Below are 14,786 nucleotides of genomic sequence, written 5' to 3' on the forward strand. Positions count from 1 at the left end.
TTTCAATCAGGGGTTGAGATAAACTCAACGCATGGCCGACCTTCCCAACCGCACCCCGCCCCTGGCCGCGCTGCGCGCCTTCGAGGCCGTAGCCCGCCTGGGCAGCCTGAGCCGGGCCGCCGCCGAACTCAGCGTGACCAAGAGCGCCGTCAGCCACCAACTGCGGGCGCTGGAGGCCGATCTGGGCGTCACGCTGCTGCGCCGGGGCGGCACGGTGCGCCGCGCCGAAACCACCGGCGCGGGCGCCGATCTGCTGGCATCGGTGCAACAGGCCTTGACCCTGCTGGAGACCGCCTGCCGCAATGTGCGCGCCGCCGCCCGCGGCAGGCGGCGCTATACCCTGAACGTATCGGCCAACCCCTCGCTGGCCGCCCTGTGGCTGGCGCCGCGCATCGGCCGGTTCATCGAATTGCACCCCGACATCGACATCCAGGTCTACCTGCATGCCAGCCAGGATCCGGCCTGGAAGAGCCAGGACATCGACCTGGCGTTCCTGCACGTGCGCGCCATGGGGCCGCACAACGCCGAACCCGGCGACATCCCGCTCATGACCGAGACCGTGGTGCCGGTGTGCAGCCCGGCGCTGATCGCGCCGTCCGAGCGCGACGACCCGCGCGCGTTCACGCGCCACCGCTGGCTGGAGGAAAAGCACATCGACAGCCCCGAGACCGATTGGCGCATCTGGAGCCCGCGCCTGGGATTGGCCGAGTCGGACTGGCAGGAGCCGATGGTGCTCAGCGGCATGAGCACGGTCGCCGCGGCCGCGGCGGCGGGCGTCGGCATCGCGCTGGGGCGCGCGCCCCTGATCGACGAGGAACTGGCCAGCGGCCGCCTGGTCCCCTTGGTGCCGCGGCTGCGCATGCCGGGGTCCTGGGGCTACGTCATGCGCATCCAGGCCAACCGCCCGATGGACGCGTCCCTGCCGGCGCTGGTGGAGTTCCTGCTCGAGGAAGGGCGCAGCCCGGGAGCGTGGCAGCATTCGGAGAGCGGCGTGGGCCCTCTATCGGGCCTGTCAGTCTGAACCCCCCCTGCCTCGCGGCGGGGAGCTGATGGTGACCGCCGACGTGACGATCAGCTCCATCAGGATGTCGCGCGCGAGGTTCTCGGCGTAGTCGTTGCGCGCCTCCGCTGTGGCGATCGCGCGTTCCACCGACCCTTCCACAATGGCATTGATCTGCTGGATGTGCAGTTCGCAGATCTGCACCAGATCGGGATGGCGCTTCTGGTGGAAATACAGGAAGCGACGCGCCAGCGTCTGTAGCATGGCGTGGAATTCCGCCGCATAGCTATTGCGCGACGCGGCGCCGATCTGGCTGGTGAGCGTGAAATGCAGGCGCATGTAGATGCGCATATCATTGATCGCCTTCAGCGCTTCCAATTCGCGAGCCAGGCGCGCCAGCTCCGCACGTTCGCCATCGTCGGCCCATTGCGCGGCCTGAGCGACGATGAGACGCTCGATCTCCCGCCTCGCCTGGATGATCTTCAGTTGCCCCTGGTAGTCGATTTCGGAGATGAAGATCCCCTGGCGCGGCGCGATTTCGACCAGCCGCTGGAATGCCAGCTTCTGCAGGGCGTCGCGTACCGGCGAGCGGCCGATGCCGACCCGCTCGCTCAGCGTGGTTTCCGACCACTGGCTGCCAGGGGGCAGTTCCCCCGTGACGATCATCTCCTCCAGGGCGCAATAGGCCTTTTCGGTCTGGCTGACGGCGGTGCGGCCAAAGAGGGGGGCGGACGAATTCATGGGATCGGGAGCGCGCGTTGTTGGAGTTCGCGTTTTAACACTTTGCCGGTGCTGTTTTTCGGCAACTCGTCCAGGAAGACGTAGCGCTTGGGGCGTTTGAACCGGGCGATCGACGCCAGGCAGAGGCGGTCCAGGTCCTGGGCCTGCACCTGCGCGCCAGGTTTGAGCACCACGAAGGCCAGCACTGACTCCCCCCATTCCGGGTCCGCCACGCCCACTACCGATACCTCCTGCACCGCCTCGTGGCGCGTCAGCGCTTCTTCCACTTCGCGCGGGTAGATATTGGTGCCGCCGCTGATGATCACGTCCTTGGAGCGGTCCTTCAGGTGGAGCAGGCCGCGGGTGTCCAGGATGCCGATGTCGCCGGTATGGAGCCAGCCGTCCACGATGGTATCGGCGGTGGCGCGCGCATTGTTCCAGTAGCCCAGCATCACTGTCGGGCCTTTGACGGTCACTTCGCCCAGTTCGCCCAGGGCGGCCGGGCTGCCGTCGCCACCGCGCAGTTCGACCTCCATGGATGCCTGCACGTAGCCTACTGAGCCCAGCAGCGCGTCGTCGTTCCTGGACACCGCGTCGGCGATCTGGGCCGCCGACAGGGCGGATATCGACATGGGGCTTTCGCCCTGGCCGTAGATCTGCGCCACGCGTGGGCCGAAGCAGGCGACAGCCTCCTTGATATCCTCTACGTAGAAGGGCGCGCCGCCCACGATCAAGGTGCGTAGACCCGGTGGCGGTCCGCCGTTCTGGCGGGCATGGCGCACCATGCGCTGCACGATGGTAGGCGAGGCGAACAGGCTGACCCGTTCGTAGTGCGTCAGCAGGGCGGACAGTTCATCCTCGTCCAGCCCGCCGCTGTCGGGGACGATCTGCAAGGCGCCATGCAGCCAGTAAGGAATGCTGTAGAGGCCGCCGCCATGCGACAGCGGGGCTACGTGGACCATTGCGTCGCCGGGGGCCACCGCCTGCACGTCGGCATAGAAATTCAGGCACATGCCCAGCAGATTGGCGTGGCTGAGCATGACGCCCTTGGGCTTGCCCGTCGTGCCGCTGGTATAGAACAGCCAGGCCAGTTCCTGTGACGAGCGCCGTTCCAGCGCCAGCGCCGGCCCGCTGGCGGCCTTGGCGTAGGCGGCGGACTCCACGTCCTCGACGCGCACGGCGTCCAGGCTGCGGGCGGCCGGCAAAAGCGCTTCGAACAGCTCGCCTTGAGACAGACAAAGCCGCGCTTCGCAGTCGCGCAGAATGTACTCGAGCTCGTTGGGGTGCAGCTTGGCATTGACGGGCACGGCGCACAGGCCCGCGTGCCAGATGGCCAGCACGGATTCGATGTAGCTGGGGTGATTGCGCAGCGCCAGCATGACGCGTTGTCCGGGCTGCAGGCCCATGGGGCCGCGCAGCCAGCCGGCCAGCGCCTGGACCCGGGCCTGGAGCTGGGCGTAGGTAAGAGGAGTCCGGGTGCCCGCGGCCAGCGCGGGACGGTCGGCGTGCATGAGGGCGCTGCGATGGAAGAGAGAGCTGAGATGCATGGCGGTCTCTGGGTTGGAAGGGGCGCGGTTCAATGGCCGAGCAGGGTGATGCAGGTGACGGCTTCCTCCACGCCGTTGAATCCGCCGCCGTTCTCGGCGATGGCGAAGCGCGCGCCTTCGACCTGGCGCGCGCCCGCCTCGCCGCGCAACTGGGTCACCATTTCGTGGACCTGGGCCAGGCCCGTTGCGCCGATGGGATGGCCGCGCGACAGCAGGCCGCCGGACACGTTGATGGGGATGCTTCCGCCCAGGCTGGTGGCGCCGGACTCCGCCATCGGCCCGCCTTCTCCGAAGGCGCAGAAGCCCAGGGCTTCGGTCTGCTGGATTTCGGCGAAGGCGGTGGCGTCATGGACCTCAGCCAGGGACATATCTTGAGGGCCGACGCCAGCGCGCTCGTACGCTTCCAACGCGGCAAGGTGGCACAAGTGGCGATCGTAGCGGTCCGCGGGACGGTCCGTGGCGGTGCGCAGCACGCTGGCGTACAGGCGCACCGCGCGGGCGCGCGCCAGCCGCTTCAGGCCCTGGGCGTTGCAGACGATGGCGGCGGCGGCGCCGTCGCTGATGGGGGCGCACATGGGCAGCGTCAGCGGCCACGACACCGGCCTTGCGGCCAGCGCTTCGTCCACGGTCAGCGGGTACTGGAACTGCGCCAGGGGATTGTGTGTGGAGTGCATGTGGTTCTTGGCGGCCACGGCGGCGAGTTGGCGCTGCGTGGTGCCGAAGGTCTTCATGTGCAGCCGCGCCAGGCTGGCGTATATGTCCATGAATACGCTGCGCTTGCCTGGCTCCTCGAAGCCGGGCGGAGGCGTGACGTCGGGCGCCAGCGCCATCAGCCGCGCCATCTGCGCCGACGCGTCGTGGACGTCCCAGGCGCCGTCGAACACCGCGAAGCTCCTGGCCTTGTCCTCCGAATACAGTTTGTCCACGCCCACGGCCAGGCAGATGTCGCCCGCGCCCGAGGCGACATACAGGTGGGCGGCGTTCAGCGCCGTGCTGGAGCTGGCGCAGGCGTTCTCCACATTGGTGACCGGGATGCCGGCGATGCCCATGGCCTTGAGCGCGACCTGTCCCGCCACCATGTACTGGCCTTCGATCGATCCTTGGCCGGCCGTCGCGAAATAGGCCGCTTGCAGACCGGCGGCGTCGCAGCCCGCGTCGGCCAGGGCCTGGGACACGGCGTCGCGAACCAGGTCCTTGACGCTCTTGCCGGGCTGCTTGTCGAAACGGGTAATGCCTACGCCCGCGATGTAAGTGGTGTCGTTGCTCATGATTGGATACCGGTGGTGAGTATGGATTCGATGACGTGGCGGCCGGCCTCGACTTCCGCGGCCGATCCGCTCCAGGCGACTTCGCCGTGGTCCAGTACGTACTGGCGATGCGCGAGGCGCGCGGGCACTTTCAGGTTCTGCTCGACCAGCACGATGCCCGTGCCCTGGCGGTGGACTTCGGCGAATACACCGATCAGGTCATTGACGATGCGCGGCGCCAATCCTTCGGTGGGTTCGTCCAGCAGCAGGATGCGGGGATTGCCAAGCAGAGCGCGGGCGATCGACAGCATCTGCTGTTCGCCGCCCGACAACTGGTCGCCGTCGAAGCCTATGCGTTCCTGCAGCCGGGGGAATATCTGCAGCACCCGGTCTGCGGTCCAGTAGCCGGGCCGGTGCGCCAGCGCGCCCATCCTCAGGTTTTCCCGCACGGTGAGATTGGGAAAAATGCGGCGCGTGTCGGGCACCAGCGCGATGCCGTCGCGGCTGATCTGTTCAACGGCGCGGCGCGTGGCATCCTGGTTCGCCACGAGGCGGCTTCCCGACGACAGCGGCAGCAGCCCGATCAGCGTCTTGAGCACGGTGGACTTGCCGGCGCCATTGCGTCCGACGATGGCGACGATCTCGTCCTGGGCCGCGCGTAGCGTGATGTCCTTGAGCGCCAGCGCCTGGCCGTAATGCACGCTGGCGTGTTGCAGCTCGATCATGCCGCCACCTCTTCGCCCAGATAGACCGCGCGTACGGTGGCGTCGTCGCGGATTGCATCCGGCGGGCCCTCCGCCACCTTGCGGCCGTTGGACAGCACCACGATGTGTTCGGAAAGCGTCATGATCACGTCCATGTTGTGTTCGATCAGCAGCACCGTGCGGCCGGCGGCCGCGTGGCGGACCAGGCGGGTGGCCGCTCCGATCTCGTGGTGGCCGACGCCGGCCAGCGGTTCGTCCAGCAACAGAATGCGGGGATCGGGCAGCAGCGTCAGGCCCAGTTCCAGCGCGCGCTGCAGGCCGTAGGACAAGGTGCCGGCGACGGTGTCGCGCCAGGGGGCGAGGTCCGTAAGTTCCAGCATCTCGTCGATGGTGGACGCCAGCCGCCGGTCGTAGCGCGGCGCCAGCCAGAAGGGCAGCAGGCGCGAATGGCTGATCTGTGCGGCGATGCGCAGGTTCTCCAGCACCGTCATCTCTGGAAAGATCTTGGTGATCTGGAAACTGCGGCCGATCCCGTGGCGGGCGCGCTCATGGGCGCGCAGCCGCGAGATGTCCGCGCCGTGGCACAGAATGCTCCCGCCGTGTCCGGGCAGATGCCCGGCCAGCACATTGAGCAGGGTGGTCTTGCCCGCGCCGTTGGGGCCGATCAGGCCATAGACGCGGCCGGTCTCGAACGCGTAGCTGAACTCCTCGATGGCGCGCAGCGCGCCGAAGGTGACGCTGACCTTGTCACATTGCAGGGCGATACCGTTCATGACAGGCTCCCTTCGCGAGGCGCCAGCGGCACCGCGGGCGCCGCCTCGCCGGCAGCCGGAGACGCCGGCGAGGCGGGCCGGCCCCGGCCCCAGCGAGCCTGCACGGCGCCCAGCACGCCTTGCGGGAAGTACAGCGTCGCCAGGATGAAGACCAGCCCCAGGATGCCGTACCAATAAGGCGTCCAGCCGCTGAGCCATTCCTTCAGCGTTTCAAACATCAGCACGCCCGCCACCGGGCCCCAGAGCGTGCCCGCGCCGCCGAGCAGGGTCATGATGATCACGTCGCCAGAAGTGGTCCAGTGCAGCATTTGCGGATTCATGTACATCAGCACCGCCGCCAGCAGGCCGCCCGCGAGGCCGCTGACCGCGCCGGATACAAGGAAGGTGATCTGCTTGAGGCGCTGCACGTTGTAGCCCAACTGGCTGGCCCGGATCTCGTTCTGGCGCACGCCGGCCACCGCCCGGCCGAAGGGCGAGGCGCGCAGCATCGCCATCAGCGCCATTACCAGGGCGAACACTGCTGCCACGTACCAATAGAAGTTCACTGTGGCGAAGAAGTCGATGCCGGCGAGTTCGGGCCGGCCTATGCCGGGCAATCCATCCGCGCCGCCCGTCCATTCGCGCAATTTGCTGTCGGCCAGGATGTACATGAGCTGCGAGAGCGCCAGCGTAACGAGCGCGAAGAAGATCCCCGAGACCCGCAGCGCGAAGATGCTGAAGATCCAGGCGCAGGCCGCGCCGGCCAGGATGGCGAGGCCCAGGCCCGCCTCGAAGGACAGGCCGTATCGTTGGGTGGCCAGGGCCAGCGCATAGCCGCCCGTGCCCAGGAACGCGGCGTGGCCGAAGGACACCATGCCCAGCAGGCCGAACACCAGATCGAAGCCCACGGCGAAGATCGACCACACCATGATGAGAATGGTCAGGTTGAGCAGGAAATCGTTTTGCGTGCTGAAGGGCACCGCCAGCACCACGGCGGCAACGCAGGCGGCGATTGCGACGTTTTGGCGGGAAGTCTTCATGCCAGCCTCGCTTGACGGGAAAACAGTCCTTGCGGACGGGTGAGTAGCGTGGCGATGAGCATGGCGAAGGTCAGGATGTCGACCCAACTGGGCATGAAGGTGTAGCCCACCGCCCGGACCATGCCGATGAGCAGCGACGCGGCGACCACGCCGCGGATATTGCCCAGCCCGCCGAGGATCACGACGATGAAGCAGTCGATGATGGTGTTGGTGGCCATGCCCAGCTCGATCGGGAACAGCGGGGCGGAGATGGCGCCCGCCAGGCCGGCCAGCGCGGCGCCCACGCCGAACACGGCGCTGCGGATGGCGGCTGCCGGCAGGCCCAGGATCCGCACCATTTCGCCGTCGCTGCTGGCTGCGCGGACCAGCATCCCGAAGGTGCTTTTTTCCAGCACGAAGAAGAGCGCCGCGGAAACCAGCAGGCCGAAGGCGATGACGAACAGGCGGTAAACGGGGATGGTGCTGCCGGCCAACTCGACCGTGCCGGCCAGCGGCGCGGGCATCGGCGTTTCCTGGTAGCCCAGGCCCCAGACGAATTTGACGGCTTCGCTGATCACCAGGATGAAGCCGAAGGTCAGGATCAACTGGTAGAAGTGGGGACGGTTATAGAGCGGCCGCAAGGCGAGCCTTTCCATCGCCATGCCGACCAGTCCCACGCCGATTGTCGCCACGGCCACGCCGGCGATGAAGGAGCCGGTGCGCAATTGGATGTCGAAGGCGAGATAGGCGCCCAGCATGTACAGCGCGCCATGGGCGAAATTGATGACGCCCAGCATGCCGAAAATAAGCGTAAGGCCGGAAGCCAGCAGGAACAGCAGCATTCCCAGGCTCAGGCCGATGATCACGGTGGACATGGCAGATATCCGTCAGGCGGCGCGCGAGCGTGCCGGGAGGAAGCCGGCCCGCGGGCCGGCCGGTGTGTCGGGCGCGGCGCGTTCAGCCCGCGCAGGCTTCGAAGACCTGGTCCGGCGGGAACACGCGGACGATGTCCATCACATAGGCGGGTTGGGGCGGCTTGCCCGCGGTCACTACACCCCACAAACCGTTCTGCATGGCCTGGTGGTCGCAGGCCCGCATGGTCTTCGTGCCTTCCACGGAGTTCTCGCGCACGCTGCCGGCGAAGGCCTCGACCCACTTTTCCTTGTCCCAGGTGCCGGTCTTGTCTACGACGTCCAGCCACCAGCTCATGCCGTCGTAGGCCTCGCCCGCCGCGGCGGAGGGGAACTCGTTGTATTTCTTGCGGAATGCCTCGACGAAAGCCTTGTTGGCGTCGTTCTCGACCGTGAAGTGGTAGCGCACGCCGGATTGGACGCCCACCGACGTGGGGCCCACCCCCGCCGCCATGGTCTCGTCGGCGATGACCGGGCCGAAGATCTTGCGTGTCTTGCCCAGGTCGATCTGGCCCGCTTGCTTGACCATGGTGACTGCGTCCGAACCCGTCATGAACAGCGCCACGCCATCGGCGTTGGAGCGCGCGATCTTATCGGCGATCGACGAGTAGTCGCGGTTGCCCAGCGGCGGGAAGTCCGCGCCCACGATCTCGATGCCCGCCTTCTCGGCTTCCCGCCGGTACCAGTCCCAGCTATCGCGGGTGGCCTGGTAATCGGCCGTGACGCCATAGATGCGCTTGAGCTTCTGCTCCTTGGTGTATGCCAGCGCCATCCGCTGCTCCATCCCCAGCGTGTTGGACGTGCGGAACGTGTAGCGCGAACCGCCCGGCACGGTGATCTTGTCGTCGGCCGACATGGTGACCAGGTGCGGGATCTTGCGCTGCTTGGCGATGTTCATGATCGCCAGCGTGCTGGCGGAGCTGACCGCGCCGAAGATCATCTGCGACCCGTCGGATATGAGGCGGGTGGTTTTTTGCACGGCGGGCTGCGGCTTGGTCTCGTCGTCCTCCCACGTGACCTGGATCGGCTTGCCCAGCACCTTGCCGCCGCGTTGTTCGATGGCGATGGTGACGCCCTTGCGCATGTCTTCGCCAAAAATGCCGTAGGTGCCCGACAACGACACCACGCCGCCGATCTTGAACGTGTCCGGATCGGCAGCGTGCGCACTTGCTGCGAATAGGGCGCACACGGCCAGCGCGCCGCTGACGGCGTGACTCCATGTCTTCATTTCTTGTCTCCGTGTATTTTTCATTATGGCTCGTAATGTTTTACGAAGCTCATTTGATATGCTACGACCTTGCCTGTGATCTGAATAATTGGGGTAAACCCGGAATTAGCGGAAAGCAGGAATCGTCCCAAGGCCGGCAGGCGCTGGGACGGTTTCAAAGTGAGGAGATAGACATGGGCCCATTCGTGGGCCAGTGAAATAGGCGGAAGGCGCCTTGGTGTCCGTGGAGACGGCGATGGAGCGGCCGGCGGGTTTCGATGGCTCCGGAGGAAGGAGCGCGCCGGCGGCTTGGCGCGGCTAGCGCCGGCGCGCGCCCGTCTGCCGCAGGGCGGCCTGCACCAGGCTTTCGACGACCGGAATCACCTTGCCGGCCAGGTCCTCGCGATAGCCGTAGGGATGGGTTTCGTCCATGTAGGTGGATTGGCACATTTCCAACTGGATGGCGTGGACATCGTCCGCCGGCGCGCCGTAGTGGCGCGTGATGTAGCCCCCCTTGAAGCGGCCGTTGACTGCCCAGGTATACGCGGAGCAGCCGCGCAGGCGGTCTTCGACCATCGCCAGGATGTCGGGGGCGCAGGCGGCGCCGTCGGCGGTGCCGATGTTCAGGTCGGGCAGTTTGCCTTCGAACAGGCGCGGCAGCACGCTGGCGATCGAATGGGCTTCCCAGAGCAGCACGGTGCCGTGCTCGGCCTTGATGCGGTCCAGTTCTTCACGCAGCTTGGCGTGGTAGGGCTGCCAATAGGTTTGCAGGCGGTGGGCCCGCTCGGCGTCGGTCAGGACGGCGTCATCCAGGTAGAGGGCGTCGCCGCGGAAGGTCTGGGCCGGGCACAGGCCGGTCTTGGTCTGGCCGGGGTACAGGCTTTCGTCGTTGGGCGGACGGTTCAGGTCCACCACGTAGCGCGAATAGCGCGCGCCCAGGACCGAGGCGCCCATGGCCTCGGCGAACCGGTACAGCGTATCCAGGTGCCAATCGGTGTCGCCGGATTGCAGGCCGACGGGCGTCATCTGCGCGCGCTGCGGGCCGGGGATCTGGCTGCCCAGGTGGGGGATGGAAACCAGCAGCGGGGCGGTGCCGCGGCTGAATTGGTAAATATCGCTCAAGAAAAACTCCGGGGGAAAAGGCAGGGCGCCGCAGGCGGCAGGCAGGGACATGCCGGGCAGCGTCCTCGGGTATCCGGTATTGCACGACGAAGTGCAAGGCTGATGATCATAAAGGATGATGCAATCGGCGCGGGACAGGGCACTAGGCCCGGAAGGCGCGCAGCAGCGTGTCCACGCCGTAGCGGCAGGCGGCCAGGTGTTCGGCATTGGGGCCCTCGGGGCTGCCGCCGGACAGGCGCGCATGGGAGGCGATGCCATTGATCAGGTTGCCCAGCGCCAGCGCGGCCTGGCGCGGGTCGTCGATGCGCAGCTCGCCGCGTTCGCAGGCCTGGCGCAGGCATTGCTCGAGCGGCGCGTGGATCTGCGTTTCCACCGCAAGCCGCAGCGACTCGGCCAAGTGCGGCAGGCGATGGCATTCCGATACCAGCAGGCGGTACAGCGCAACCGATTTGGGCAGAAGGGAATAGGCCAGCAAGCGCACCGCCAACTCGTGCAGCGCGGCGCCGACGGGTTGTTGCAGCACGGCGTCGGGGAATACCGCCGCGCGCAGGCCGTCCAGCTCATGCTGCAGCACCGCCGCCAGCAGGCCTTCTTTGTTGCCGAACAATTGATAGGCGGTGGCCGCGGAGCCGCCGGCCTGCCGGAGCACGCGCTGGATGGACGTTTGGGCGTAGCCGTGCTGCAGCAACGATTGCGTGGCCGCTTCCAGCAGGCGCACGCGCCGCGCTTCGCCTCTGCCGGTCAGCGGGCGTGGCGCCGGACCGTTGGAAACCGTGCTCACTTCCTTCCTCCTGCCTCGAATGGGAAGACCGGGTATGGGGCCTTCCATTCCGGTCGATGTATGTAATGTATAGTACATTACACTACTTGGCATCTCTTGCGCAGCCGCCGGATACCGGGCCGCGCATCTCGCATAAAGGCGGCCTTCATGACCGACGACCTGATTCAATTGGGCAAGCTGGTGAGCCTGGGGCTTGCCCTGATGCTGCCCCTGGCCAATCCGCTGACCTCCATGACGCTGCTGCTGTCCCTGGGCCAGCACATTCCCTACAAGGAGCGCGAACGCCAGGTGACCCAGGCGGCGTTCTACGTGGTCGGCATCATGGTCGTGACCTACTACGCCGGCGCCTGGATCATGCATACCTTCGGCATTTCGATTCCGGGGCTGCGCATCGCGGGCGGGCTGATCGTGGCCAGCATCGGTTTCAGCATGGTGTTTCCTTCCGGAGACACGAGCGCCTCGCAGGCCGACGTCGCCGACGCGCAGGCCAACCGGCAAGTGCCCAACATCGCGTTCGTGCCGCTGGCCCTGCCCGGAACCGCGGGGCCGGGCACCATCGCCATGATCATCAGCGGAGCGGCGTCATTGGACTCGACGGTCGCGCACGACTATGCGCCCTGGGTAGTGGCCGTCACGCCGGTCATCGTGTTTTCCGTGCTGGGCCTGCTGTTCTGGGCCTGCCTGCGGTCGGCCGGCCGCATCGTGGCGGTGATCGGCCAGGGCGGGGTGGAGGCGATCTCCCGAATCATGGGTTTTCTGCTGGTGTGCATGGCGGTCCAGTTCGTCATCAACGGCGTCCTGGAAATCGTGCAGCAATATGGCGCGGGCTAGCCGCGCCGCGCCCCGCGCCCTCGCCGTCGCGGGGCGCGCCGTCCTGAGCCTGCTGCTGGCATTTTCCGCGGTGTGGGGCTGCCTGGCGCTGGGCTACCGGGTGCCGGCGGGCGCGGTGGCCAAGGGCGCGGCCGCGCTCGCCTGGGGCGGCCTGTGCGTCTATGCGGCCGTGGCGCTGTGGCGCGGCCGGCCGCGGCGGGCCCTGTGGGCCTATCTGATCGGGCTGGCGGCGCTTTGCGGCTGGTGGCAGGCGCTGGCGCCGTCCAACGACCGGGTCTGGGCCGACGACGTGGCGCGCACGCTGCGGGGCAGCGTCGCGGAGTCCGTCGTCACGCTGGAAAACGTGCGCAACTTCGACTGGCAGCCGGACAGCGATGCCCGCTACACGCCGCGCTGGGAAACCCGGCGCTACGACCTCGACCGGCTCGCGTCCGTGGACATGGTCCTGTCGTACTGGGGCAGTCCGGCAATCGCGCACACGCTCGTGTCCTTCGGTTTCAGCGATGGCCGCCACGTCGTGTTCTCGGTCGAGATCCGCAAGGAGCGCGGCGAGCAGTTCTCCGAGATAGGCGGTTTCTTCAAGCAGTTCGAACTGAGCGTCGTGGCCGCGGAAGAGCGCGACATCCTCTACGTGCGCGCGGGGCCGCGCGCCGAACGCGTGTATCTCTATCCAGTCAGCATGCCTTTGTCCGCCATGCGCGAACTGTTCCTGTCCTACGTGCGCACCGCGAACGAACTGGCCGACACGCCGCGCTTCTACCATACGGTGACCGCCAACTGCACGACGCTGGTCTACCGCATGGTGCGCGCCATCGTCCCGGGCCTGCCCATGGACTACCGCATCCTGCTGTCCGGCTATCTGCCGGAGTACCTGTACGAGCAGGGCGGGCTGGACCGCGGCCAGTCTTTGGCGGCGCTGCGCGAGCAGGCGTTCATCGGCGTGCCGGCCGCGCCGGGGCCGGACCCGGCCGCGTTTTCCCGCGCCATCCGCCAGCCGGCGTCCGCCAGGAGCGCGCCATGACGGCGGCGCGGGGTCGCCGGCAGGCGGCATTCTTGCGAGGCCTTGCGTTCGCGGCCGTGTTCCTGTGCGCCGGCTGCGCGGGCGTCAAGGTGTCTTCCGTCAGCACGCAGGACTACATCGCCCAGCGCCGGGGCGACGTGCTCACCACCGGCCGGCTCAGCGCTTCGGCGCGCGAGGCCATGGCCGTCCTGGGCCTGAACGCGCAGGAGTGCCGCAAGGACCGCGACGCCTGCACCCGGTCGCTGGCGGCGACGGAAGGGCTGGACAGCGAACGGCGCCTGGCCACGTTGTCCGAAGTCTGGCTGATGGATGCGCTGGCGACCGAAAAGCAGCGCCCTGTCGGCCAGGAGGGCGTGGACCGGCTGCTGGACGCCTATCTACAGACCGCGCGGGCCGCCTATGCGTACCTGTTCTTCACGCCGCGCTCGCCCAGCGACCGCGCGTTCGAGGACCGGCAGACCCAGGTGCGCGACTACTACAACTACGCCGTCCAGCAGGCCGTCACGCGCCTGTTCGAGCAGTATCGCGGCCATCCGCCCGAGCCGGGCGCGACGGTGTCGGCGGGGCCCTGGCAGGTGCTGGGCGAGATGTCGGAAGTCAAGCTCGCCCATGGCTTGCGGCTGCCGCTGGAGCTGGTGCCCGCTTCCACCCTGACGTTCCAGGGCCTGCGCAGCATGTATCGCCGCGACGGGTTCGGCGCCGAGCTGGTGGCGGTCACGGCCCGGCGCGTGAACGACGCCGACACCTTCAAGACGCCGTTCAGCGAAACGCCGTTCCCGGCCGTGACGGCGATCCTGAGCTTTCCGGGCGATACGCTGGAGCAGGTGATGGCCGCAAGGGAGACCACCCTGATCGGATACGATCCCTACAAGCGCGACGCCGTGCAATTGGCGGGCACGAGAGTGCCCTTGGCCGCGAATTTCACGTCGGGCTACGGCTTGTGGCTGGCGCGTTCCGGCTTCGCCACCCAGGCCCTGCGCAACGTGCTGGGCGGCGAGGAGAGCATCGAGGCGCCGCACGTGTACCTGCTGCAGCCCTACGATCCGGGTCGGCGCACCATCATCATGCTGCATGGCCTGGCCAGCAGTCCGGAAGCCTGGATCAACGTGGCCAACGAGGTGCTGGGCGACGAGACGCTGCGCCAGCACTATCAGATCTGGCAGATCTATTACCCCACCAACGCTCCCCTGGCGATGAACAACCGCGCCATCCGCGAAGCGCTGGGCCGGACGATGGCGCATTTCGATCCCGCCGGCACGGCGCAGGCCTCGCGCGACGCCGTGGTCATCGGCCACAGCATGGGCGGCGTGCTGAGCCGGCTGCTGGTGTCTTCGTCCGGCACGGTGCTGTGGGACGCGCTGCGCGACCACGGCCGGCTGGACGGCGTCCGGCTCGAACAGGCGCATGCCGAGTTCGATCCGATCCTGAGCTTCGACGCCTTTCCCGGCATCACGCGCGCGGTGTTCATCGCGGCGCCGCACCGGGGCACGCCGTTCGCCGAGAACACGCTGTCGCGCTGGCTGTCCAACCTGATCACGCTGCCGGCCGCGGCGGTCCGGCAATTCGCCAGGCTCAGCCGCCTGACCGACGCGGACGGCGCGCCTCCGCCCGAATCCCCGGTCCGCGTGCCTAATGGCGTGGACAACCTGAGCGAGAACGACCGCTACATACAGTTGACTGCCCGGATGCCGATTTCGCCGTCGGTGCGGTATCACAGCATCATCGCGAACGACACGCCCGGCGTGCCGCTGGCGGAATCGGACGACGGCCTGGTTCCGTACCGCAGCGCGCACCTGGACGGCGCGGAATCCGAAAAGATCATCCGCTATTCGCATAGCGTGCAGGAGACGCCGGAGGCGATTCTGGAACTGCGGCGCATCCTGAGGCTGCAATTGGGGCCGGGCGCGCCATGATGGCCTGGATG

The 14,786-nt window shown here is 67.5% G+C and carries 14 protein-coding genes; 4 read left to right on the forward strand and 10 right to left on the reverse strand.

Annotated features, from left to right (window positions below):
• Positions 1–31 precede the first annotated feature (31 nt).
• Positions 32–1,021: a LysR substrate-binding domain-containing protein gene (locus tag WHX56_RS17010; RefSeq protein ID WP_338878457.1), complete on the forward strand. Its 990-nt coding sequence runs from the start codon at positions 32–34 to the stop codon at positions 1,019–1,021.
• Here the strand turns inward: WHX56_RS17010 and WHX56_RS17015 are convergent.
• The 10 genes from WHX56_RS17015 to WHX56_RS17060 all read right to left on the reverse strand — a co-directional run bounded on the left by WHX56_RS17015 (position 1,013) and on the right by WHX56_RS17060 (position 11,010).
• Positions 1,013–1,741, reverse strand: coding sequence for a GntR family transcriptional regulator (locus WHX56_RS17015; RefSeq protein ID WP_129242079.1), 729 nt, complete (start codon positions 1,739–1,741; stop codon positions 1,013–1,015). The genes WHX56_RS17010 and WHX56_RS17015 overlap by 9 nt on opposite strands.
• Positions 1,738–3,267, reverse strand: coding sequence for an AMP-binding protein (locus WHX56_RS17020; protein WP_338878458.1), 1,530 nt, complete (start codon positions 3,265–3,267; stop codon positions 1,738–1,740). Before WHX56_RS17020 ends, WHX56_RS17015 begins: the two co-directional genes overlap by 4 nt.
• Positions 3,268–3,296: 29 nt before the next feature.
• Positions 3,297–4,535, reverse strand: a complete 1,239-nt coding sequence (locus WHX56_RS17025) for a thiolase family protein (RefSeq protein WP_129242077.1) — start codon at positions 4,533–4,535, stop codon at positions 3,297–3,299.
• The gene (locus WHX56_RS17030) at positions 4,532–5,239 is read right to left on the reverse strand and encodes an ABC transporter ATP-binding protein (protein ID WP_338878459.1); all 708 of its coding nucleotides are present in this window, start codon (positions 5,237–5,239) and stop codon (positions 4,532–4,534) included. Before WHX56_RS17030 ends, WHX56_RS17025 begins: the two co-directional genes overlap by 4 nt.
• Entirely contained in the window at positions 5,236–5,991 is a 756-nt protein-coding gene (locus WHX56_RS17035; RefSeq protein WP_129242075.1) for an ABC transporter ATP-binding protein, read from the reverse strand. Before WHX56_RS17035 ends, WHX56_RS17030 begins: the two co-directional genes overlap by 4 nt.
• Positions 5,988–7,010, reverse strand: a complete 1,023-nt coding sequence (locus WHX56_RS17040) for a branched-chain amino acid ABC transporter permease (protein WP_338878460.1) — start codon at positions 7,008–7,010, stop codon at positions 5,988–5,990. Before WHX56_RS17040 ends, WHX56_RS17035 begins: the two co-directional genes overlap by 4 nt.
• The gene (locus tag WHX56_RS17045) at positions 7,007–7,864 is read right to left on the reverse strand and encodes a branched-chain amino acid ABC transporter permease (protein ID WP_338878461.1); all 858 of its coding nucleotides are present in this window, start codon (positions 7,862–7,864) and stop codon (positions 7,007–7,009) included. Before WHX56_RS17045 ends, WHX56_RS17040 begins: the two co-directional genes overlap by 4 nt.
• Positions 7,865–7,946: 82 nt before the next feature.
• Positions 7,947–9,128, reverse strand: a complete 1,182-nt coding sequence (locus WHX56_RS17050; RefSeq protein WP_129242072.1) for an ABC transporter substrate-binding protein — start codon at positions 9,126–9,128, stop codon at positions 7,947–7,949.
• Positions 9,129–9,425: 297 nt separating this feature from the next.
• Positions 9,426–10,229: an N-formylglutamate deformylase gene (hutG, locus tag WHX56_RS17055; RefSeq protein ID WP_338878462.1), complete on the reverse strand. Its 804-nt coding sequence runs from the start codon at positions 10,227–10,229 to the stop codon at positions 9,426–9,428.
• A gap of 142 nt (positions 10,230–10,371) precedes the next feature.
• Positions 10,372–11,010 (reverse strand): TetR/AcrR family transcriptional regulator, encoded by a 639-nt coding sequence (locus WHX56_RS17060; protein WP_338878463.1) that lies wholly within the window; start codon positions 11,008–11,010, stop codon positions 10,372–10,374.
• 147 nt (positions 11,011–11,157) lie between these two features.
• On the opposite strand from WHX56_RS17060, the gene WHX56_RS17065 reads away from it, so the two are divergent.
• Genes WHX56_RS17065 through WHX56_RS17075 form a run of 3 tightly spaced genes read left to right on the forward strand, consistent with a single transcriptional unit; the run spans position 11,158 to position 14,775 of the window.
• Positions 11,158–11,841: a MarC family NAAT transporter gene (locus WHX56_RS17065; RefSeq protein ID WP_129242069.1), complete on the forward strand. Its 684-nt coding sequence runs from the start codon at positions 11,158–11,160 to the stop codon at positions 11,839–11,841.
• Complete coding sequence (locus WHX56_RS17070) at positions 11,828–12,862, forward strand: DUF4105 domain-containing protein (protein WP_338878464.1); 1,035 nt, start codon at positions 11,828–11,830, stop codon at positions 12,860–12,862. The genes WHX56_RS17065 and WHX56_RS17070 overlap by 14 nt, the downstream gene beginning before the upstream one ends.
• Positions 12,863–12,894: 32 nt before the next feature.
• Positions 12,895–14,775 (forward strand): esterase/lipase family protein, encoded by a 1,881-nt coding sequence (locus WHX56_RS17075; RefSeq protein WP_338878465.1) that lies wholly within the window; start codon positions 12,895–12,897, stop codon positions 14,773–14,775.
• Positions 14,776–14,786 lie beyond the last annotated feature (11 nt).

The organism is Achromobacter veterisilvae, assembly GCF_037619525.1.
Taxonomy (GTDB): domain Bacteria; phylum Pseudomonadota; class Gammaproteobacteria; order Burkholderiales; family Burkholderiaceae_B; genus Achromobacter; species Achromobacter veterisilvae.